The 20,817-nt window shown below is 66.4% G+C and carries 20 protein-coding genes; 10 read left to right on the top strand and 10 right to left on the bottom strand.

Annotation, left to right across the window (positions count from 1 at the left end):
• The first annotated feature begins 57 nt into the window (after positions 1–57).
• The 3 genes from prfA to QX124_RS12125 all read left to right on the top strand — a co-directional run bounded on the left by prfA (position 58) and on the right by QX124_RS12125 (position 3,620).
• Positions 58–1,143 (top strand): peptide chain release factor 1, encoded by a 1,086-nt coding sequence (gene prfA / locus QX124_RS12135; RefSeq protein WP_315797275.1) that lies wholly within the window; start codon positions 58–60, stop codon positions 1,141–1,143.
• A 193-nt stretch (positions 1,144–1,336) separates the two neighbouring features.
• Entirely contained in the window at positions 1,337–2,224 is an 888-nt protein-coding gene (prmC, locus tag QX124_RS12130) for a peptide chain release factor N(5)-glutamine methyltransferase (RefSeq protein ID WP_315797274.1), read from the top strand.
• A 562-nt stretch (positions 2,225–2,786) separates the two neighbouring features.
• A complete protein-coding gene (locus QX124_RS12125; protein ID WP_315797273.1) occupies positions 2,787–3,620 on the top strand; it encodes a DUF4167 domain-containing protein in 834 nt (277 codons plus the stop codon).
• Positions 3,621–3,708: 88 nt separating this feature from the next.
• Here QX124_RS12125 and QX124_RS12120 read toward each other — a convergent pair whose 3' ends face one another.
• The gene (locus QX124_RS12120) at positions 3,709–4,485 is read right to left on the bottom strand and encodes a class I SAM-dependent methyltransferase (protein ID WP_315797272.1); all 777 of its coding nucleotides are present in this window, start codon (positions 4,483–4,485) and stop codon (positions 3,709–3,711) included.
• Between the two features lie 193 nt (positions 4,486–4,678).
• On the opposite strand from QX124_RS12120, the gene gloB reads away from it, so the two are divergent.
• Both gloB and QX124_RS12110 read left to right on the top strand, forming a co-directional pair.
• Positions 4,679–5,446 (top strand): hydroxyacylglutathione hydrolase, encoded by a 768-nt coding sequence (gene gloB / locus QX124_RS12115; protein WP_315756882.1) that lies wholly within the window; start codon positions 4,679–4,681, stop codon positions 5,444–5,446.
• Between the two features lie 14 nt (positions 5,447–5,460).
• Entirely contained in the window at positions 5,461–5,895 is a 435-nt protein-coding gene (locus QX124_RS12110) for a cupin domain-containing protein (protein ID WP_315797271.1), read from the top strand.
• A gap of 1 nt (position 5,896) precedes the next feature.
• Here QX124_RS12110 and QX124_RS12105 read toward each other — a convergent pair whose 3' ends face one another.
• The 4 genes from QX124_RS12105 to QX124_RS12090 form a co-directional block, all read right to left on the bottom strand.
• Complete coding sequence (locus QX124_RS12105; RefSeq protein ID WP_315735270.1) at positions 5,897–7,906, bottom strand: putative bifunctional diguanylate cyclase/phosphodiesterase; 2,010 nt, start codon at positions 7,904–7,906, stop codon at positions 5,897–5,899.
• A gap of 229 nt (positions 7,907–8,135) precedes the next feature.
• Positions 8,136–9,008 (bottom strand): DMT family transporter, encoded by an 873-nt coding sequence (locus QX124_RS12100; RefSeq protein WP_315783357.1) that lies wholly within the window; start codon positions 9,006–9,008, stop codon positions 8,136–8,138.
• 151 nt (positions 9,009–9,159) lie between these two features.
• A complete protein-coding gene (locus tag QX124_RS12095; RefSeq protein WP_315715178.1) occupies positions 9,160–9,885 on the bottom strand; it encodes a beta-ketoacyl-ACP reductase in 726 nt (241 codons plus the stop codon).
• 271 nt (positions 9,886–10,156) lie between these two features.
• Complete coding sequence (locus QX124_RS12090) at positions 10,157–11,335, bottom strand: acetyl-CoA C-acetyltransferase (RefSeq protein ID WP_315775712.1); 1,179 nt, start codon at positions 11,333–11,335, stop codon at positions 10,157–10,159.
• Positions 11,336–11,718: 383 nt separating this feature from the next.
• On the opposite strand from QX124_RS12090, the gene phaR reads away from it, so the two are divergent.
• The gene (gene phaR / locus QX124_RS12085; protein WP_315735740.1) at positions 11,719–12,312 is read left to right on the top strand and encodes a polyhydroxyalkanoate synthesis repressor PhaR; all 594 of its coding nucleotides are present in this window, start codon (positions 11,719–11,721) and stop codon (positions 12,310–12,312) included.
• A gap of 20 nt (positions 12,313–12,332) precedes the next feature.
• Here the strand turns inward: phaR and QX124_RS12080 are convergent, their stop codons facing one another.
• Positions 12,333–14,000, bottom strand: a complete 1,668-nt coding sequence (locus QX124_RS12080) for a bifunctional diguanylate cyclase/phosphodiesterase (protein WP_315797352.1) — start codon at positions 13,998–14,000, stop codon at positions 12,333–12,335.
• Positions 14,001–14,306: 306 nt separating this feature from the next.
• Here QX124_RS12080 and QX124_RS12075 point away from each other — a divergent pair, with 306 nt between their 5' ends.
• A complete protein-coding gene (locus tag QX124_RS12075) occupies positions 14,307–14,588 on the top strand; it encodes a hypothetical protein (RefSeq protein WP_315775713.1) in 282 nt (93 codons plus the stop codon).
• Positions 14,589–14,606: 18 nt separating this feature from the next.
• Here QX124_RS12075 and QX124_RS12070 read toward each other — a convergent pair whose 3' ends face one another.
• The 3 genes from QX124_RS12070 to QX124_RS12060 all read right to left on the bottom strand — a co-directional run bounded on the left by QX124_RS12070 (position 14,607) and on the right by QX124_RS12060 (position 16,519).
• Positions 14,607–15,308, bottom strand: coding sequence for a hypothetical protein (locus QX124_RS12070; RefSeq protein ID WP_315797270.1), 702 nt, complete (start codon positions 15,306–15,308; stop codon positions 14,607–14,609).
• Positions 15,309–15,496: 188 nt separating this feature from the next.
• On the bottom strand, positions 15,497–15,679 hold the full coding sequence (gene rpmF, locus QX124_RS12065; RefSeq protein WP_006610266.1) for a 50S ribosomal protein L32: 183 nt from the start codon (positions 15,677–15,679) through the stop codon (positions 15,497–15,499).
• A 168-nt stretch (positions 15,680–15,847) separates the two neighbouring features.
• Positions 15,848–16,519, bottom strand: coding sequence for a biosynthetic peptidoglycan transglycosylase (locus tag QX124_RS12060; RefSeq protein WP_315797351.1), 672 nt, complete (start codon positions 16,517–16,519; stop codon positions 15,848–15,850).
• Positions 16,520–16,704: 185 nt separating this feature from the next.
• Between QX124_RS12060 and QX124_RS12055 the strand changes: the two genes are divergently transcribed.
• Both QX124_RS12055 and QX124_RS12050 read left to right on the top strand, forming a co-directional pair.
• Positions 16,705–17,628, top strand: a complete 924-nt coding sequence (locus QX124_RS12055) for a farnesyl diphosphate synthase (RefSeq protein ID WP_315735280.1) — start codon at positions 16,705–16,707, stop codon at positions 17,626–17,628.
• Between the two features lie 9 nt (positions 17,629–17,637).
• Complete coding sequence (locus QX124_RS12050; RefSeq protein WP_315735282.1) at positions 17,638–18,330, top strand: DUF1345 domain-containing protein; 693 nt, start codon at positions 17,638–17,640, stop codon at positions 18,328–18,330.
• On the opposite strand, the gene QX124_RS12045 is transcribed toward QX124_RS12050, so the two are convergent.
• Positions 18,331–20,202: a caspase domain-containing protein gene (locus QX124_RS12045; RefSeq protein ID WP_315797269.1), complete on the bottom strand. Its 1,872-nt coding sequence runs from the start codon at positions 20,200–20,202 to the stop codon at positions 18,331–18,333. It abuts the gene before it with no gap.
• A 219-nt stretch (positions 20,203–20,421) separates the two neighbouring features.
• On the opposite strand from QX124_RS12045, the gene QX124_RS12040 reads away from it, so the two are divergent.
• Entirely contained in the window at positions 20,422–20,796 is a 375-nt protein-coding gene (locus tag QX124_RS12040; protein ID WP_315775717.1) for a nuclear transport factor 2 family protein, read from the top strand.
• The last annotated feature ends 21 nt before the right edge of the window (positions 20,797–20,817 follow it).

Below are 20,817 nucleotides of genomic sequence, written 5' to 3'. Positions count from 1 at the left end.
GTCCGTCGCGCCAAGCGTCTTCCGTTCGTATCGTTTGCTCCTAGATCAGATTGCATCATGTCGTCGCTTCCCCAAGCCAAACTGGATGTCCTGCTCGCGCATCACGCCTCGCTCGAGGCGGAGCTGCTAGGCCAGGTCAATTCCGACCGCTACGTGCAGATCACCCGCGAGCTCGCCGAGCTCAATCCGCTGATCGACGCGGTGAAGGCGTATCGCGCCGGCGTCAAGGAGCTCGCCGAGACGGAGGCGCTCATCGCCGATCCCACCACTGACGCCGAGATGCGCGCGATGGCCGAGGCCGAGCGCGACGAGCTGATCGCGCGCCGCGGCGAGTTGGAGCAGCAGATCCGCGTCGCGCTGCTGCCGAAGGATGCGATGGACGACCGCAACGTCGTGCTCGAAATCCGCGCCGGCACCGGCGGCGACGAGGCCTCTTTGTTCGCCGGCGACCTGTTCCGGATGTATGAGCGCTTCGCCGCCCTGCAGGGCTGGAAGGTCGAGGTGATCTCGGCCTCCGAAGGCACCGTCGGCGGCTACAAGGAAATCATCGCCGAGGTGCAGGGCCGCGGCGCCTTCGCCAAGCTGAAATTCGAATCCGGGGTGCACCGCGTGCAGCGCGTGCCCGATACCGAGACCCAGGGGCGCATCCACACCTCGGCCGCCACGGTTGCCGTGCTGCCGGAGGTCGAGGAGGTCGATGTCGACATCAAGCAAGACGACCTGCGCATCGAGACCATGCGCGCCCAAGGCGCCGGCGGCCAGCACGTCAACAAGACGGAATCGGCGATCCGCATCACCCACATCCCGACCGGAATCGTCGTGATGATGCAGGACAGCCGCTCGCAGCACAAGAACCGCGCCTCCGCGATGAACATCCTGCGCTCACGCATCTACGACGCCGAGCGGCAGAAGGTCGACGCGGCGCGCTCGGCCGAGCGCAAGGAGAAGGTCGGCTCCGGCGACCGCTCCGAGCGCATCCGTACCTATAATTTCCCGCAAGGGCGCGTCACCGACCACCGCATCAACCTGACGCTCTACAAGCTGCCGCAGGTGATCGCGGGCGAAGCGCTGGGCGAACTGATCGACGCGCTGACGACCGAGCACCAGGCAGCCCAGCTCGCCGCGCAAGGTGCGGCGGCGTGATGCGCACCGGCGCATTGCAGGAGGCGATGCGACGCTGCCCCGACACAAACGGTGTCGTCCCGGCGAACGCCGGGACCCATAATCACCGGCCTTCGTGGCTGTCACAGAAGGCAACTCCGACCGCCCGTCCCGCAACGGCACGGCGTATGGATCCCCGCGTTCGCGGGGATGACGCGTGGAGGGAGCTTGCGCGATGACCGGCCTCATCGCCGGCGTGACCATCGATGCCGCCCGCCGTGCCCTGTCCGCGCGCTTTGCAGATGCGGGCCTCGACTCGCCCGAGCTGGATGCGCGGCTGCTGGTCGGCCATGCGCTGCAGCTCGACCTCACCGGGCTCGTGATGCACGGGAGACGACAGCTCTCCCATGACGACGCGCAGCGCCTGGAAACGCTAATGCAGCGCCGGCTGGCCGGCGAACCGGTCGCCCGCATCCTCGGCACCAAAGAGTTCTGGGGCCTGGACCTGCGATTGTCGGCCGATACGCTGGTGCCGCGACCGGACACCGAGACCGTGGTCGAGCTGGCGCTGGAACATCTCGCGGCCGGCGGCGGCCTGAAGCGTCGCTTGCGCATCGCCGATCTCGGCACGGGCTCCGGCGCGATCCTGCTGGCGCTGCTGTCCGAGCTGCCGTGGGCCTTTGGACTGGGCACCGACATCAGCTTGGCCGCGCTGACGACCGCGCGGGACAATGCGCGCGCGCTCGGATTAGCCGACCGCGCCGGCTTCGTCGCCTGCTCCTACGCCGCAGCGCTGGCTGTGGGTTTCGACCTGATCGTGTCGAACCCGCCCTACATCCCGTCGTCCGAGATCGGCGCGCTCGACGCCGAGGTGCGCGCTCATGATCCGCTACGCGCACTGGACGGGGGCAAGGACGGGCTCGACGCCTACCGCGCGCTGATCCCGCAGGCAGCGGCCCTGCTTCAGCCCGGCGGCGCTGTCATCGTGGAGGTCGGGCTTGGCCAGAGTGACGACGTCGCTGCATTGATGGTGAGGGCTGGCCTGACGGCCGATTCCTCGACGATCCGGGCCGATCTGGCCGGTATTCCCCGAACCGTCATGGGCCTAAAAAAGCTCCGGTAAAGGTCGGGGGATAGAGAAAAAGCTCTTGGAATATCCCCCGGGAGCGACTACGTTCCACCCATAGCACCGGCGCAGGCCACGACGAGCGGTATTCACGGAACACCGCAGCAGTCAGATGCCAGAGAGCCGCGCCGGGCGATAGGTTCCAGAACGCAGATCTGCTGAGCGCGAGAGCCGGATGGCTGCGCAGCCCGCGACTGCAAAGCGAACGAAAGCCTGACTTTGCACTTGAGGTCTTACGCTAAGCAAACTGGGTCGGTCGTGGCGCATCTCGCCGTGGCTGGCTGAATGACGTGGTTCGCTGGTCCCAGGGGGCTGGCGGGTGGGGAACGCGTTTTGAACGCGCTTTTGTCGAGAGAATCGGCTGTCGATCACATCGGCATGGGTCGAACCGGCATGTCGGAACCGGCATGGGTCGGATGGGCCATTTGGACCGCGCACGAGGCGTCCGAGCCCGGCGAAGGTATCTCAATACGTTTTCGGTATTCCGATAACAATCAGTGCTCACTATCAGTGCTCAGCAATCGGTGCTCCTAACGCAGGGTTGGAATAAAGGCAGGACATGAGAAACGGTCAGAACAACAAGCGGATGCGCAACCGGAACAGCGGCGGTAACAACAACAATAACCGGCGCGGCCAGAATCCGCTGACCAGGGTGTTCGAGTCCAATGGACCGGACATCAAGATCCGCGGTACCGCCTCTCATGTCGCCGAGAAATATGTCCAGCTTGCCCGCGACGCCCGCTCCTCGGGTGACCCCGTTGCCGCCGAGAACTACTACCAGCACGCCGAGCACTATTTCCGCCTAATTGCCGCCGCGCAGGAGCAGTTCCGCCAGAACCAGCCGCAGCAGCAACCGCGCAACGCCGATGACCTGACCGTCGACGACCTCGATGATGAAGGCGAGAGCTTCTCGCATTTCGGCCAGGAGCCCGGCTTCGTTCCGGCCCAGCCGCAGCCTCAACCCCAACCCTTCATGCGCGATCGCGAAAGCGGCCAGCGCGAGCGCGGCGACAACCAGCCCTATCAGCGCGAGCAGCAGCCGCGCGAGCATCGCGAAGCGCGTGAGCATCGCGAGCCGCGCGAACACCGCGAGCCGCGGGAGCACCGTGAACCGCGTGAGCATCGCGAGCGGGAGCCGCGCGAGCACCGCGAGCGTCCGCAGCCCGTCCAGTACCAGCCCCAGCCGCAACCCCAGCCCGTCATCGCCGACAGCGGGGTCGATCGGTTGCCGTCCTTCATCACCGGCCCGCAGCCGCAGATCGCCAATGCCCCGGCCGCCTTCGAGGGCGCTGCCGAGCGCTATCCGCGCCGCCGCCGGCGTCCGCATGGTCCGCGCGGTGAAGCAGCCGCTGCTGCGCCGGCGCCGAGCGAGGACCTCAATCCGGGCGAATAGCGATTTCGCTCCGTCATGACGAAACGGGTGGGCCCTGAGCCCACCCGTTTTTCTTTGCGCTGAGAGGCACGCAGGGAGCGACCCGGTGTCATCCGTCGCGCGACGGCAGACCGACCTCGCGGCGGCCGGAGCCACCGGATCCTGGGGCCGACGGTGACGGCGCCAGCACGGGTTCGAGTCGTGGGATCAGCCGGATGCGCTCGCGGCGCGCCGGGATCACCCGGTAGACCTGCTTGGTCGCCTCGACGATGTGGACACCGGCGAACGGCAGCGACAGCGCAGCGCCGACGCGCTCCCAGGCCATCGCCGATTTCAGGAACCAGCCACCGACCGGGGGCATGAACAGCGCCTCGCCCCAGCCGGTCGGCGTGAACCAGGTCTGCCGCAGCAACTGCGTGATCTGCGAGCGGGAATAGGGCCGGCCATGGCCGAATGGCGTGTTGTCGGTCCGCGTCCAGACGCCGCGCCGGTTCGGGATCACGATGATCATGCGTCCCGCCGGCGCCAGCACCCGCCACATCTCCCGCAGCAGCCCGGCCGGGTCGTCCGACATCTCCAGCGCATGCACGATCAGGATGCGGTCGACCGCGGCATCAGGCAGCGGCAGCGAGAACTCGTCCACCAGCGAGGCCAGCGTCGGCCGCGCCGTCGGCCATTTCAGCACCCCCTGCGACGCCGGCATAAAGGCGATGCAGCGTTCGGAATCCTCGCGGAACAAGCCGAGATAGGGCGTGGGATAGCCGATGCCGAGCACCCGCTGCCCGGCCGCGTTCGGCCAGCGCGCGCGGATGCCGCGGTTGATCAAGAGCCGCGCGACGATCCCGAGGCGACCCGAATAGAAATTCCGCAGATCGATCACGTCCATGACGTCAATGTATCATGCGGGCGCGCGCTGCCGCGCGCCGAATATTGCGTTGCGCCTCCAGCGTTAACGCCATATCTCTGCCCGGGACATCGGAGGCCGCCCCGCAGCGCTGCGCCCGGGCTCCGCTTCCACGACCTTCTGGCATCGCGAGCGCTACCATCGTGCCTCGCCCGGTCCCGCCGACGGAGACATCATGGCCGCCGACATCCGCGTCTTCACCTGCCTGTCCGACAATTTCGGCTATCTGATCCATGACCCCGCGACCGGCGCGACTGCCTCGATCGACGCCCCCGAGGCCGGACCGATCGTCCGGCAATTGGACGCCGAAGGCTGGACGCTCACCGACATCCTGATCACGCATCATCATCACGACCATGTCGGCGGCGTCGCCGAGCTCAAGCAGAAATATGGCTGCCGGGTGGTCGCGCCGCACGACAAGACGACGGCGATCGCCAACGTCGACCTGCGCGTCGCCCATGGCGATGTCGTGAAGATCGGCGAGCTGCTCGCGCGCGTGCTGGAAACGCCCGGCCATACGCTCGACCACGTCTCCTACGTGTTCGACGCCGACAAGGCGTTGTTTGCGGCCGACACGCTGTTCTCGGTCGGCTGCGGCCGCGTGTTCGAAGGCACCTATCCGATGATGTGGGACTCGCTTCTCAAGCTGCGCGCGCTGCCGGACGACTTCCGGCTCTATTGCGGCCACGAATACACAGCCTCGAACGTCAAATTCGCGCTCACCGTCGACGGAGACAACGAGGCGCTGAAGGCTCGCGCCGAGGAAGTCACGCGGCTCCGTGCCGCCAACCGGCCGACCATTCCGTCGCTGCTCGGCGACGAGAAGACCGCCAACGTGTTCCTGCGCGCCGACGATCCGGCCGTCGCTTTGCGGCTGCGCATGAAGGGCGCCAGCGCCGAGCAGGTGTTCGGCGAACTGCGTGAGCGCAAGAACAAGTCGTAAGGCTGGGGACGACGATGACCACGCTCTCGGCTGCCGACATCATCGCGCGCCTTGGTCTGCAGCCGCATCCGGAGGGCGGACATTTTCGCGAGACCTTCCGCGATCCGGCCCTTGACGCCTCCGGCCGCGCCGCATCGACCTTGATCTATTTCCTGCTCGCCCGCGGCGAGCGTTCGCATTGGCACCGTGTCGACGCGGTCGAGACCTGGCACTTCTATGCCGGGGCACCGCTGACCTTGCGGATCGCCGCCGAAGGCCAGGCGCCGCAAACGACGACGCTGGGGATCGACCTCGCAGCCGGCCAGCAACCGCAGGCGATCGTCCCTGCCCATGCCTGGCAAGCCGCCGAGAGCACCGGCGATTGGACGCTGGTGGGCTGCACGGTGGCGCCGGGCTTCATGTTCGAAGGATTCGAACTCGCGCCGCCCGGCTGGAAGCCGGAGGTCTGAGTCAGGCGCTCGCGCCCGCGACCTTCGCGGCGGGCTCGGCAAAGCGCTGGCGCTCCTGGGCGAGGAAGCCGGAAATCGCGTCGGCCGGCATCGGCTTCGCGAAGTAGTAGCCTTGGATGTAGTCCGCGCCCAAACGCCGGAGGCTGTCGAGCTGCTCCTTGGTCTCGACACCTTCGACCACACATGAGATTTCCATGTCGGCGCAGAGGCCGGTCAGCGACTTGATAATCTTGTGGCTGATCGGGTTGGCATTGACGTCGCTCACGAAACTGCGGTCAACCTTGAGCTTGTCGAGCGGCAGCCGGTGAACGTGGCTGAGCGACGAGTAGCCGGTGCCGAAATCGTCCAGCGAGATGCCGCAACCGATCGCCTTCAGCGCCGCGATCGACTGCTCGGCGCGGGCGAAATCAAAGGTGACGGCGGTCTCCGTGATCTCGAACTCGATTCGGCGCGGCGGAACGCCGCTGGCATGAATGACCGCCAGCAGCGGAAGAACACCGTCCGGCGAACAGATGTCGTGCGCGGAGAGATTGAACGACACGCGAATGTCGTCCGGCCAGGTCCGCGCCGCCGCGAGCGCCTTGACCAGCAGACAGCGCGTCAGGCTGCGGATGACGCCGATCCGCTCGGCCGCCGGGATGAAGCTTGCGGGCGACACCGTGCCCAGCTTGGGGCTGTGCCAGCGGGCCAGCACCTCGAATCCGGTGGTGCGCGAATTCGTCGCGTCCATGATCGGCTGAAACGCCAAATCCATCTCGGCTTCGAAATCGGCCGTGCGCAACAGGTGCTCGATCACGCTGCGGCTGCGGATCTCCGCCTCGAGCTCGGTCGAGAAGATGATGGCCTGGCCGCGGGCGCGGCGCTTGGCGTGGTAGAGCGCATAGTCGGCGCATTCGTACAGCGCATCCGCGGCCATGGCCGAGCGCGGATATAGCGCAAAGCCGGTCGAGCACGACAGGCCGGTATGCGTCGTGTCGAACTGATAGGGCAGCTTGATCAGCTCGGTGATCTGCCGTCCGAGGTTGAGCAGATCGTCGTCCGTGGGGTTGCCGGCGACCACCAGTCCGAACTCGTCGCCGCCGAGCCGGGCGAGATGGACCTGGCCGCCATGGCCGGCACAGGCGTCGCGGACGCGGCGCGCGGCCTCCATCAGCACGCGGTCGCCGACCGTATGTCCATAGGTATCGTTGATCGGCTTGAAGCCGTCGAGATCGATGATGCCGACGGCGAGCCGCGTGCCGTCCCGCTCGGCCTCGGCGAATGCCTGCGTGAGCTCCGAGAAGAAGCGGCGGCGATTGGGCAGATCGGTCAGCGCGTCCAGATTGGCGAGGCGGAAGTTTTCATCCGACAGCGCTTGCGTCGCGGCCTGCTCCGCGAGCAGCGATTTGCGGCTGGCGACGAGCGCGGCGAAATCCCGATAGTAGATGAACAGCACCGTGACCATGGCGCCGGACACGAGCAACTGATTGACCGCGATCGCACGCAGCGCGTGAACGCCCGTGGACATGAAGAAGATGACGTAGGGGACGATGACCACAAGGGTCACGATCAGCGCCGCGGAGCGCAAATGCATCAGGCAGAAGATGATGCCGATGACCGTGACCGCCATGTAGAACGCGACCTGCCCCTTGGCGAACGGATCGCCATAGGGAAACAACGCGAATGACCAGACGACGAACAGCGCCCCGATCGGGCCGGCGATCCGGTTGGTGACGCGCAGGTTGCGCAGCACCTCGGCGTCGTTGCTGGCGGCCTCGCCCTGCCGCAGCCACCACAGCATGCGCGCGCCGGTAATCGTCGATAGCAGGGCCGGCACCGAAATCGTGAGCCACGTCGGCGCCAGCGGCAGGAACGTGTAGGCGAGCGCCAGGCTGTTGGTGATGAGAATGAAATAGAGCAGCGGCACCTGCTTCGAGAACGCCTGGAACTGCGCGCGCGTCAGCTCGGGATTGTCGGCGGGGACGCGAAACAACTCCCCCGCGCGGGCCATGTAACGTCTCACGTCCGGCATCGCCGCCCCGTTGTCAGCACCATTTGCCGCGAACTATCGCGCGGGACGGGTAAAGGGCGGGTTAGGTGCAGACCGCGCCAAACCGTAATCGGCGGTTGTGAGCTACCGGCCGGCGCGCTGGTTTTGCGCACGGTTAAGTGCGCATCAAGGATAACCGGCGGATTCGGGCCGCCGTACCGAAGTCCGCATGCGAGCGGGCACAGCCTGGCTTTCGCTCAACCTGACGCGGTCAGCGCTTGCGCAGAAGGAACATGTCCTTGGCCGCGACCAGACCGCCGCCGGCGATCAGCAGCGCCGCCACGGCGATGGTCGCGCTCGGCCGCGCGTAGCCGGCAACGATCAGGAACGCCGTCGACAGCAGCGGCGTCGCATAGGACGCCGCACCGAGCACCCGAATGTCGCCCCGCTTCATGCCGATGTCCCAGGCGTAGAACGCAGCACCCACCGGGCCGATGCCGAGACCGGCAACAGCGAGCCACTGCGTCGGGCTGTCGGGCCAGACCGTTCGCTCGACCGCAACATGGACCAGGGCCGCCAGCGCGGACGTCGCCAGGCAGAAGCCGGCGACCGCATCGGTCGGCACCGCCTTCAGACGACGCGAGAGCACCGAATAGATCGCCCACACGAACGCCGCGACGAAGGCGGCCGCAAGCCCCGGCAACTGGCTCGCAGCGAAGCTCGCACCGTTGCCGAGCAACAGCAGCGCGGTTCCGACGAGACCGATCGCGGCGCCGATGACGTGATGGACCGCCAGGCGCTCGCCAGGCAGGAAGGCCGAGAACATCACGATCAGCAGCGGCCAGAGATAGTTCAGCAGCCCGGCTTCCGCCGGCGGCGCGAAGCGCAGCGCCAGGAAATACAGCGCGTGATAGCCGAACAGGCCGCCGACGCCCACGGCCCACGCCCTCGCCGGCTGCCGCAACACCTGCAGCCCATCCGGTCGACGCAACACACTGAGCAGGCCGACCGCGCCGCCGACAGCAAAGGTCATTGCCGCAAGCTGGAAGGCGGGGATCGTACCCGTCGCCACCGTCAACAAGGCGAGCAGCGACCACATCAGGATCGCGGTCAGACCGATCAGGGTCGCAGTTCGCTGGGACATCAGGCGGCAGGCTCCGTCACGGCCGGCTCATGCCGGCCACCACGCCTTCGTCCGTGCGGGGAGCGTCCAAGACGTGAATGCCCGCGGCGAGCGCGGGCGTTCGATTTCCTTAACCGCAGAAGGCGGCCGGAGGCAACGCCGCCGGCGCGGATCACACCATGTACTGGCCGCCATTGACCGACAGCGTCGAGCCGGTGATGGCTCCCGCCTCATCCGCCGCGAGGAACACCACGGCGCGCGCGATCTCCTCGGGCTCGCCGAGGCGCCCCACCGGAATCAGCGGCAGAATGGCTTTCTCGAGCACGTCCTTCGGCACCGCCTGCACCATCTCGGTGTTGATGTAGCCCGGGCAGATCACGTTGACGGTAATGCCGGCCTTGGCCGTCTCCAGCGCGAGCGCCTTGGTGAAGCCGATGTCGCCGGCCTTCGCCGCGGAGTAGTTGACTTGGCCAAACTGGCCCTTCTGGCCGTTGATCGAGGAGATGTTGATGATGCGGCCGAACTTGCGCGCGCGCATGCCCTCAATGACCGGGCGGGTCATGTTGAACAGCGAGCCGAGATTGGTGTTGATGACGGCGCTCCACTGCTCGAGCGTCATTTTGTGGAAGGCCGTGTCACGGGTGATGCCGGCATTGTTGATCAGCACGTCGATGGGACCGAGATCGGCTTCGACCTTCTTGATACCTTCGCCGCAGGCCTCGAACGAGCTGACGTCCCATTTGTAGACGGGGATCTCCGTCTCGCTCTTGAACTTCTCCGCAGCGGCATCGTTGCCGCCGTAATTCGCCGCGACCTTGTATCCTGCCGCCTTCAGCGCCTTGCTGATCGCCGCTCCGATACCGCGCGTCCCCCCGGTCACCAACGCCACACGTGCCATGTCGAATCCTTCCCTCGATGACTGATCGCACAGGACAACCTCTGGCTGCCACCGTGCATACCGTTGTTATTGGATCATGAAACGTCGTGCGACGATCAACTTGCCGCACGACCCTCGATGCTCGCTCAACTCCATTTTTTTAGTGGTCGATTATGCGACGTGTTTGACGGACATCAAGAACAAAACGCCCGGCGAGATCGCCGGGCGTTGATCTTTAGTTGAGCTGGACGCGATTGCGAAGACTGAACGGTTCGCAGTCAGTGCCGGCTTTCTAGTCGCGTGCGACGCACAGCGCGATGCCCATGCCACCGCCGATGCACAGCGTCGCGAGGCCCTTCTTGGCGTCGCGCTTCTGCATCTCATGCAGCAGGGTCACGAGCACGCGCGCGCCGGATGCACCGATTGGATGGCCGATCGCGATCGCACCGCCGTTGACGTTGACCTTGGCCGGATCCCAGCCGAGGTCCTTGTTCACGGCACAGGCCTGCGCGGCGAACGCCTCGTTGGCTTCGATCAGGTCGAGGTCGGCGATATTCCAGCCGGCCTTCTTCAGCGCCGTGCGCGACGCCGGGATCGGGCCGGTGCCCATGATCTTCGGGTCGACGCCGGCCTGTCCCCAGGACACGATCCGGGCGAGCGGGGTCTTGCCTTCCTTGGCTGCCTGCTTGGCGGTCATCAGCACCACGGCCGCTGCGCCGTCATTGATGCCCGACGCGTTGCCGGCGGTGACCGTGCCGTCCTTCTCGAAGGCCGCACGCAGCTTGGCCATGGCCTCGACCGTCGCGCCATGACGCGGGTATTCGTCGGTGTCGACCACGGTGTCGCCCTTGCGGCTCTTGACCGTCACGGGCGCGATCTCGTCCTTGAACCTGCCGGATTTTTGAGCGGCCTCGGCCTTGTTCTGCGATGCAACGGCGAACTCGTCCTGCTGCGCGCGGGTGATCTGATATTGCTTCGCAACGTTCTCGGCGGTGTTGCCCATGTGATAGCCGTTGAAGGCATCCCACAGACCGTCCTTGATCATCGTGTCGACCAGATCGAGCGAGCCCATCTTCACGCCGGCGCGCAGGTATTGCGCATGCGCCGCCATGCTCATCGACTCCTGGCCGCCGGCAACCACGATGTCGGAGTCGCCATTGACGAGCGCCTGGTAGCCCAGCGCGACGGAGCGCAGGCCCGAGCCGCACAGCTGGTTGATGCCCCAGGCCGGGCTTTCCACCGGAATGCCGGCGGCGATCGAGGCCTGACGGGCCGGGTTCTGGCCCTGAGCTGCGGTCAGGATCTGCCCCAGAATGACTTCGGACACACGGCCCGGCTCGATGCCGGCGCGTTCCAGTGCGGCCTTGATGGCGACAGCGCCCAGCTCATGGGCCGGAACACTGGCAAAGGCACCGTTGAAGCTTCCAACCGGGGTACGGGCGGCGCTGACGATGACGACATCGTCTGACATGGGCATCTCCTGGGGTTCTTGATCTTGGACGTGAAAGCGAGGGCTTGAGAACTTGAGGGTATTTGAAATGAAAATGATCTTTTCAGTTCACGGTCGTGCCAGCCGTCCGCAAGCCCCGGATTGGCGAGTGCGAAACCTTCGCGCTTCATCCTGTTAACGTCGTTGCGACATGTCAATTGGCGGCATCAGCAATTCCTGTTGCAGCGCATTCAAATTGGGATGCTTGGCCGTTTCGTGAGCAAGATTTCTGCTGCGGGATTAACCGTTCCGCACAAAACCGTAGCCGAACTCGCCCGAAAGTGATTACGTTATTGCATTGCGTAGCTCTTCGCCCTGCGGCGACGCCGCCGGGTTCCCTGTTCTCGGTTTGCATGTGTGAGCTCATGGCGAAATCTGACCAACCCACCACAATCAAGAAATACGCGAACCGGCGGCTCTACAATACCGGGACGAGTACCTACGTGACCCTCGAAGATCTGGCCTCGATGGTTAAGAACGGGGAGGATTTCCTGGTCTACGACGCCAAGACCGGCGACGACATCACGCGCTCCGTACTCGCCCAGATCATCTTCGAACAGGAGAACAAAGCCGGCCAGAACCTGCTGCCGACCACGTTCCTGCGCCAGCTCATCCGCTTCTACGGCGACAGCATGCAGATGGTGGTGCCGAAATACCTTGAGCAGTCGATCGATACCCTGACCAGAGAGCAGGAAAAGTTCCGCAAGCAGATCGCTGACACCTTCAGCGGGACGCCATTCGCGCCGCTCGAGGAGCAGGTGCGCCGCAACATGGAGCTGTTCCAGCAGACCTTCTCGATGTTCAAGCCGTTCGCGCCGCCGGCCCGCGGGGAGGAAAAGGCGGCCGAGCCGACCCCGGCCGCCGACGACAACATCGACGAGCTGCGTCGTCAGATGAAGGAAATGCAGGACCGGCTCGACCGCATGTCCGAGCCGAAGAAGGACGAGCAGCAAGGCTGACGCCGAAGGCCGGCGGCCGATCAGCTCGCCGCCGGCAACTCGACCGTGCCGTTACCGATCCACGGCCGATCGACCGAGGCGAGGCCAATCACCCGTCCCTGGATGTAATCGCAGCCCCAGTCGCGCAGCAGCGCGACCGACGCCTCGTCCTGCACCCATTCCGCGACCGTCTTGATCTGCAGCCGTCGCGCCAGCTCGACCAGCGTCTGCACGAAGGCGCGGTCGTCAGCCGAGCGCACGAGATTCTGCACGAAGGCGCCGTCAATCTTGACGATGTCGACGCCGAGCTTGCGCAGATTGCGGAACGAGGTGTGTCCGGCGCCGAAATCATCGATGGCAATTCGGCTGCCGAGATCTTTCAGCCGCGTCACGAAGCCGCGGAGATCGTCGACGTCCTGGATCTCGACCGTCTCGGTGATCTCGACGATCAGCCGTTCGGCGGCCCCCGGATGGGCGCGCATCATGGACTCGATCGAGGCCCACCAGTCCGGATCCATGGTGGTCTCAGGCGAGATGTTGAGGCTCAGGGTGACGTCGGGCGTGCTCGCAAGCTCCGCCACCACCAGCTCCAGAATGCGGTGATCGACCAGGCGGATCAGGCCGAGACGTTCGGCGACCGGCACGACGTCCGGCGCCAGGAGGGCCCGACCGTCATCCTGGCGCATCCGCACCAGGCATTCATAGAAGGCGGGCGCAAGCGTGTTGGCATTCACCACCGGCTCGAACGCCGTGACGATGCGCCGCTCATTGAGCGCGGTCACGATCTCATCGGTGACGCGGATGTTGACCTTGCGCTGCGCGTCGCGCTCCACGTTCGGCCGCCAGGTCGAGAACGATCCGATGCGGCGGCGCTTGGCGGCGTCGAGCGTCTCATGGGCGCGGTTGACCGCCTCCTCGACCGAGCGGGCGTGACGGGGAACGCTGACTGCGCCGATCGTCGCGGTGACGGCGACCGGACCAGACTTGGTCGGCACCACCTCGTCGCGCACCGTCGCGAGGAAGCGTTCGGCGGCGGTGTTCATGTCGTCCATCGTACAGTTCTTCAGGATCAACCCGAACTTGTTGCCCGAGAACCGCCCGAGCGTGTCGCCGCCGCGGAGCCGGCCCCGGATGCGCTGGGCGATCTCCAGCACGACGCCGTCGGCGACGTCGAAGCCGAAGGCGTCGTTGATGCGCGCGAGATGATCAATGCCGACCAGCATGAAGGCGCAGGAGAAGCGGAACCGCTGCGACTCCTCGATCACCTCGGCAAGCGTCGCCAACAGGTGCGTCCGGTTCAGCTCGCCGGTCAGCGGATCGTGGCGTGACAGCTTGAGCAGTTGCTCCTCGCGGGCGTGGCGCTCGTTGTTGATCCGCACGATGCCCTGGGCACGCGATGGCCGCCCATCGGGGCCGGCGAACCAGCAGCCGGTCTCCTCGACCCAGATCAGCGGCGCACCCGCGTGGGTGCGCACGCCATATTCGATCCGGTACGGCGTGCCGGCGGCGCCATGCAGCGGCGCCGCCTGGTGCATGATCTCGGAGCGGATGCTGCGGTCCGGCTCGATGAGCTTGCTGAATTCGGCGCCGTTGCAGAGTTGCGGCAGCGGAACGTCGGCAAACACCGCCCCGACGTGATCGCTCCAGACGATCACGTCGCTCGCCAGATCCCAGACGAAGGCAGCTTGGCCCAGGGACGCCAGGATCATCGCGGTCTGTGGCAATTCGGATGTCAAGATCGCCTCGTTTCGGCACAGGCCGGCAAGACCGGCGCTGATTTGGGAACGGCCGACGCGTATCAGCGCGAGCGGCGGCGGCCGACTTCGCGAATCAGACTACGCATCTCTGGTTAACGGAGAGCATGCCGAGGCGACGGGCGCGTGTCCGAGACGCGTCAACCATCTTTGGAACGTACAGCGCCCGACGCGCTTGGAACGGCATTGGCTTTGCGAGTTGGAATGGCGAAAGGCTCCGGCGTCCCATAACGTGACACGCGCGCCGGTAATGGTTGGGCAATGTTAACGATTGATCAGGACGAGGGCCGCCTGGACCGAACGGAGGAGACGTCGCGCTCGGTCGTGCTGCTGCCGGCCGGCACCAGCGACGAGCATCGCGCGCGCATGGTCCGCGCCTCCCGCCCCGACGCCAGCTTCGTCACCCATCTGATCGCGACCGCCGAGCACCTGCCACAGACCCGCACGCTGAGGCGTGCCGCGCCGGCAGACGTGCACAACGCCTATGCGGCGAGGCTTCAACCGGTGACGCGGGCCGTCGGCCGGACCCGGCAGGTGATCTGAGCGCGGCTCGCCTGCGCGTCAGGCCTTTGGCGTGTCGGTTTTTGGCGGCTCTTGGGCCCCCGGGCCGGTCACCTCGGCCTGCAACTCCGGGGCAGCGCCTTTCGGCTCCGCAGCAGCCGGCCGGGGCACCGAGCGATCGAGCAGCACCGATTCGGCGACGGAGGCCGCTGCCGGCACGGCATCGGTGGACTCCTCGTCGGGTGCAGGAGGGGCAGCGGCATCCGCCGGCTGAAGCTCCGCCCTGGCCGGTTCTTTGACCGATTCTTCGATCAGTTCGGGCTCGGGATCAGAGACGGGCACGTCGGCAGGAACCGGCGCGTGAGCAGGCGCGGCTACGAGGGCGCGGGCGGCGCGCTTGGTGCGCAGCGAGATGCCGCCGAAGAAATCGACCATCGCCAGCAGGGTCAGCAGCAGAAAGGTCGAATTCCCGAACTTCTGCCACATCACGAATTCCGCCGCGGCGCCGCCGAAGACCAGCAGCGACAGCAGATGATCGGTCAGATATTTCCCGTTCGGCTTCGCCGCCTTGATGATTTCGAGCAGCAGCAGCAGCACGCCCAGGGCCAGCAGCATGTCGCCGAGCGAGATCGTCCAGACCTCGCCGGACGGAAGCTGAAGGCGCAGCAGCGTCTCGCTGAAGGCGACCCCCGGCATCAGGAAGACGATCATGTTGTAGATCGCCAGCGGGATCAGCAGCAGCGGGAAACCGACCATGGACATCGGTTGAAGCCTTGGATGGCGCGGGCGGCGGCCCGGCGCAAAATCAATCGGTGCGAAGATGATGACAGCGAGACGGGATCACGCGACACAGATACGCAACGGTCCCGGCGAATCACGTCGCACGGGACCGCTTTCAACCCCATCGATGGCCGAATTCGGGCAGCTTGGAAAGCGGCCCGCGCGGACAATCAGGCGTCTTTCTTCTTCAGAACCTGGCGGCCCTTGTACATGCCGGTCTTCAGGTCCAGGTGGTGCGGACGACGCAGCTCGCCGGAATCCTTGTCCTCGACATAGGTCGGCTTCTTGATGGCGTCAGCCGAGCGGCGCATGCCGCGGCGCGACGGCGAAGTTTTTCTTCTGGGGACGGCCATATCGGTATCCTCTAGGGTATTTTTGCAAGGCATCGTCCGCAAAGGACGGCTGCAGCCATGAAGCTGGCGAGCCCGGATGCCGATCAAGGCCGCGCTTATAGAGGAAGGGGTGCGGCATGGCTAGGGCTCTCCGAGGCATTTTTGGCCAAAATTGCGCCCGCTCGGGTCTCAACGCCGCTCCCCCCAGCAGGTCTGCAGGCTGGAGGCCTGGGCCCGCACCATGTAGGTCGCCGACAGCCGCCGCACGCCCGGCCCCGGAACCCGGGCACTGCGCCGGACGGGGTTCGGCAGGATCGAGGCCATCAACCCCGCCTCGCGCGGGCCGAGCCCCGCGGCGGAGCGGTTGAAGGCGTAATTTGCGCCCGCCTCGACGCCGAACTGGCCGGATGGGCCAAGCTCGGCGATGTTGAGATAGATCTCGAGAATGCGCCGCTTGCTGAGCACGAGATCGATCCACAGCGCCAGCGGCAGTTCCAGCGCCTTGCGGACATAGCTGCGGCCCTGCCAGAGGAACAGGTTCTTGGCAACCTGCTGGGTGATGGTCGAGCCGCCGCGGCTGACCTCGCCGTCCTCGGCGTCGTCCATGACCTCCCGCAGCGCCCCCCAGTCGATGCCGTGATGGCCGCAGAATTTGGCATCCTCCGCGGCCACCACCGAGCGGGGCAAATACGGCGACATCGCCGAGAGGTCGATCCAGTGCCGCGTTACCGGCTGCCCCGTCACCGACCGCCACAGCATCAGGGTCGAGTCGGGGTGACCCACGGCATAGAACGGCGTCAGCGCGTAGGGCACGAGCAGCACCAGCACGACGATCAGGAGGATGGTTCTGACGGTACGCAAGGGCAGGCGTCGCTCGGGTTGGACCGCCGCGGCGGCGGACAATTGGCCGGGATTATCCGACATCTCCATGAGGTTTCCTGCTTTTTTCCGCCGTTGCGGCCGAAAGCCGCCATCGCCCCGGCAATTGACGAAGTCGCCGCCATCAACGATTGTCCGGCGAATTTTGCCCCTGGAGCTCTTGTTAAATGACTGCGACGGCCCTCACCGACTTCACCCAACGCCTGGACAAGACCGCGGAAGAGACCGAAGCCCTGCTCGGCGAGCTCCTCGGCGATGCGCCGCTGGCGGACGAGATCATCAGGCCGAAGCGGCTGATCGAGTCGATGCGCTATTCGAGCCTCAACGGCGGCAAGCGGCTGCGCCCGTTCCTGGTGGTCGAGAGCGCCGCCGTGTTCGGCGTGCCCCGGCGCGGCGCGCTGATGGCGGGCGCGGCGCTCGAATGCATCCACTGCTATTCCCTGATCCATGACGATCTGCCGGCGATGGACAATTCCGACCTGCGCCGGGGACGTCCGACCCTGCACAAGGCCTATGACGACGCTACCGCGATCCTGGCCGGCGACGCGTTGCTGACCATCGCCTTCGACATCATCACCCGCGACGAGATCCATCCCGATGCCGGCGTCCGGCTGGCGCTGACCCGGGCGCTGGCCCGCTGCGCCGGTGTCGGCGGCATGGCCGGCGGCCAGATCCTCGATCTGGCCGGCGAGGGCCGGTTCGGCGACCGCGACCCGGTCGACGTCGCTCGCGTGCAGCAGATGAAGACCGGCGCCCTGCTCCGCTTCGGCTGCATCGCCGGCGCCCTGCTCGGCCAGGCGTCGGCAGCCGAGTACCAGGCGCTCGACGATTACGGCCGCGCGCTCGGCGAAGCCTTCCAGATCGCCGACGACCTGCTCGATGTCGAGGGCGATGCCGCGACGCTCGGCAAGCCGGCCGGCGCCGACGCCGAGCTCGGCAAGACCACTTTCGTCACCCAGCTCGGCGTCGAGGGCGCCAGGCAGCGCGTCCGCGACCTCCTCGCCCGCGGCGATGCCGCGCTGTCGATCTTCGGCGCCAAGGGCGACGTGCTGCGCGCCGCCGCCCACTTCGTCGCCGAGCGCAAGAGCTGAGGCGAGGCGTTGGCCGGAGTCCATCCCGACGATCCGGACCTCGCTCGCTTCGCAAGCATGCCGGCTGCGTTGCGCGTCATCTATGCGCGGCCGCGCACCTTCGTTTCGCTGGGCATCGCGATCATCGCGTTCTTCCTGCTGCCGCAGGCGCTCCGCCTGATCACGCGGCTGCTGCTCGCCTGGGACATCTTCACCGCGCTCTACCTCGTGCTGGTCGCGGCGATGATGCTTCGCAGCGAGCATCATCACATCCGCCGCAAGGCGATCATGCAGGACGACGGCCGTTTCGTGATCCTGCTGGTCACGGCGCTCGGCGCCTTCGCCAGCATCGCCGCGATCGTGCTCGAGCTCGGCGCCTCCAAGCGCGACGCGCCGGCGCTGACGCTGGCGCTGCTCACCGTCTCGCTGTCCTGGGCCGCCGTGCATGCGACCTTCGCCCTGCACTACGCCCATGACTACTACCGCGGCGCCAAGCCCGGGGGCCTGCAATTCCCCAGCGGCGACACCGACGAGCACGCCGACTACTGGGACTTCGTCTACTTCTCCTTCGTCATCGGCATGACCGCCCAGGTCTCCGACGTCGGCATCACCGACAAGATCATCCGCCGCACCGCGACCGTGCACGGCATCATCTCGTTCATTTACAACACCGCGCTGGTCGCCCTGATGGTCAACATCGCCGCCAGCGTAATCTCGTCCTGATCAGTTGCACACCTCGACGCTGGCGTTGTTGGCCGGACCACCGCCGCCACGATATTCGAGACGGCAGCCGGGCCTGACGGCGCGGCACAGATAGGCATCGCAATAGATCTGGCCGGTGGACTTCGGCGGCCGAGCGGCCTGGGTCTGCGGCCTGGCGTAGCCCGGGGCCGACCCGATGCCGACGCCGACGCCGGCATTGGGAAGCGGCAGGCCGGGCTCGGGAGCAGCACGGGCGCGACGGCGCGACGGCATGTCCTCGTCGTCCTGCCCGCGCTTGGCGACCGGCTTCTTCTCGCGCCGCTTCTCGCATTCATTGTCGTCGTTGACGAACGAGCCCTCGGCGCAGACGACGCGCGTGCAGCGGTCGCCGTCCGGCTTGGTGCCATGCTGGCAGACCAGCGGGCAGACGCGGGCCTGCTTGAGCTTGATCGCCTGCAGCGCATCGGCCGAGGCCGCCTGGGTGTCGAGCTTGGTGCCCGCATAGCGGTTGAACTGCGACAGCGAGCGGCGCGAGGCCGAGCCCCAGTCGCCATCGGCGTCCTCGCTGAGGCAGCCGACGCGGCGCAGCTCGAGTTGAACGGATTTGGCGAGATCAGCCGGCTGCGATGGGGGAGTCAGCGAGGCGACCTCAGGCCCCTGCTGCAGGGCTGCGGCCGCCGGCGCGCCCGGCGATGTCGCCGCGCGTGGATTGTCGGCCGCCGCGAGCTGCTGCTCCTGCCGCTTCTTCTCGGCGTCGGCCGCCTGCTGCTGTGCCAGCTGATTGGCCTTCTCGGCAGCAATGCGCGCCTGCTCGGCCGCCTTGGCCTCGGCCTCCGCCTTGGCGAGGGTATCCTTGCGGGCGCCCTCCGCGACGAGTCGCGCGCGCTCGGCCTCGGTGGCGCGGGCCTTCTCGGAAGCGGCGGCGCGATTCTCCTCGGCGGTGAGCTTTTCGAGCTGCAACTTGGCAAGGCTGGCGTAGAAGCCGTCCGGATATTGCGCCAGGAACGCGTTCAGCGCGCCCTTGTTGCCGACCTGCATCGCAAGCTCGTAGTCGCGCCGGATGTCGGCCTGCGGATTTGCGGGCGGCGCCACCGGCATCTGCGTGACGACGCGCGGCACGCCAGGAACCAGCGGCACGTCCTCACCGCCCAGCGAGCCATACACGAACGGCTCCTGGCGGTTGCCGGTCGACTTCAGCACCTCGTCGCGCACGAAGCCGAACGCCTTGCGGACGTCGAGGCCGGGCGTCGCGATGTGCCGCGACAGCGCCAGTGTAAAGGGGCTGTTCTTGCCGTCGCCGTCCTGCGCCGTGGAGCCGGCCTTCGCGGAGTAGGCGATCAGCGTATTGGGGCTGGTCGGCTCGACCTTGGCGAGGCCGCGACCGAGGCTGCGGGTCGCCACCGTCCGCTGCATGTTGCGGGTGAACGGATTGTCGCGGCAGGCATCGAGAATGACCAGCCGCAGCTTCTTGGCCGGCTCGACGGCAACCAGGATGCGGTCGAGCGACAGCGTCTCGTCATAGACGTCGGTATCACGCTCGAGCCGGGCATCGATCGGGATCAGGTAGTTGGCCCCTTCGACTTCCATGCCGTGGCCCGCATAGTAGACCACGGCGATGTCGGCATCGCGCGCGGCGTCGGCAAAATCGCGCAGCGCCCGCCGGGTCTCACGGGCGGTGAGATCGCGCCTGTAATCGACGACGTCGAAGCCGGCGCTCTTGAAGGTCGCGGTCATCACCGCGCCGTCATTGGCGGGGTTCGTGAGCTGCGGCACGTTCTGATAGGCGGAGTTGCCGATGACGAGCGCCACCCGCTTCTCGGCGAGCGCGGGGTGGCCGATCAGCAGCAGCGCTGCCGTCAGGATGTAACCGCCCAATCGAAGTGACCAAGACATCGTACCCACCCCATACCGCTGGGAGATCTGCTGGGACCTGCCTATCAGAGTGCAGCCCATTCGGCTTGTGACCGGGATCACGCAGATTTATTCCCGATCGACCTGGCCTCGGCCATTATAGTCTGTCGCTGGCGCAATGACGCCAGTTCATGCCTTGCCAAGCGCCGCTTTGCATCGAAAATGCGATCCTTGTTTGTCCAGGTTCCCAGGGAGTTGGCCGTGAGCACAGACCGTTCCACCGTCGAGGCCGTCGTTCAGGGCTATTTCGATGCGCTCTACGAGGGCGACGCCGACAAGCTCGGTGCCGTGTTCCACCCCACCGCTGACCTGCGCTGGGTCGAGAATGGCGAGCTCAAGATCCTGACCGTGCCGGATTGGCTGGCCTGGGTGCGCAAGCGCCCGTCGGCGAAGGGCGAGGGCAAGCCGCGCGAGGACTTCATCGTCACCATCGATCGTTCGGACGACAAGACGGCCTTCATCAAGGTGCGGTGCCAGCTGCCGCCGCGCTATTTCACCGATTATCTCGTGGCGATGAAACTGAAGGACGGCTGGCAGATCGTGTCGAAGTCCTACCGCTACGACCTCCGGGATTGACGCCGGCGCAACGACGCCAAG

This window comes from Bradyrhizobium sp. SZCCHNRI3043 (assembly GCF_032377735.1).
Classification (GTDB): Bacteria; Pseudomonadota; Alphaproteobacteria; order Rhizobiales; family Xanthobacteraceae; genus Bradyrhizobium.
The sequence above is the reverse complement of the archived record's forward strand: the minus strand, read 5'-3'. Positions and strand labels throughout refer to the sequence as shown.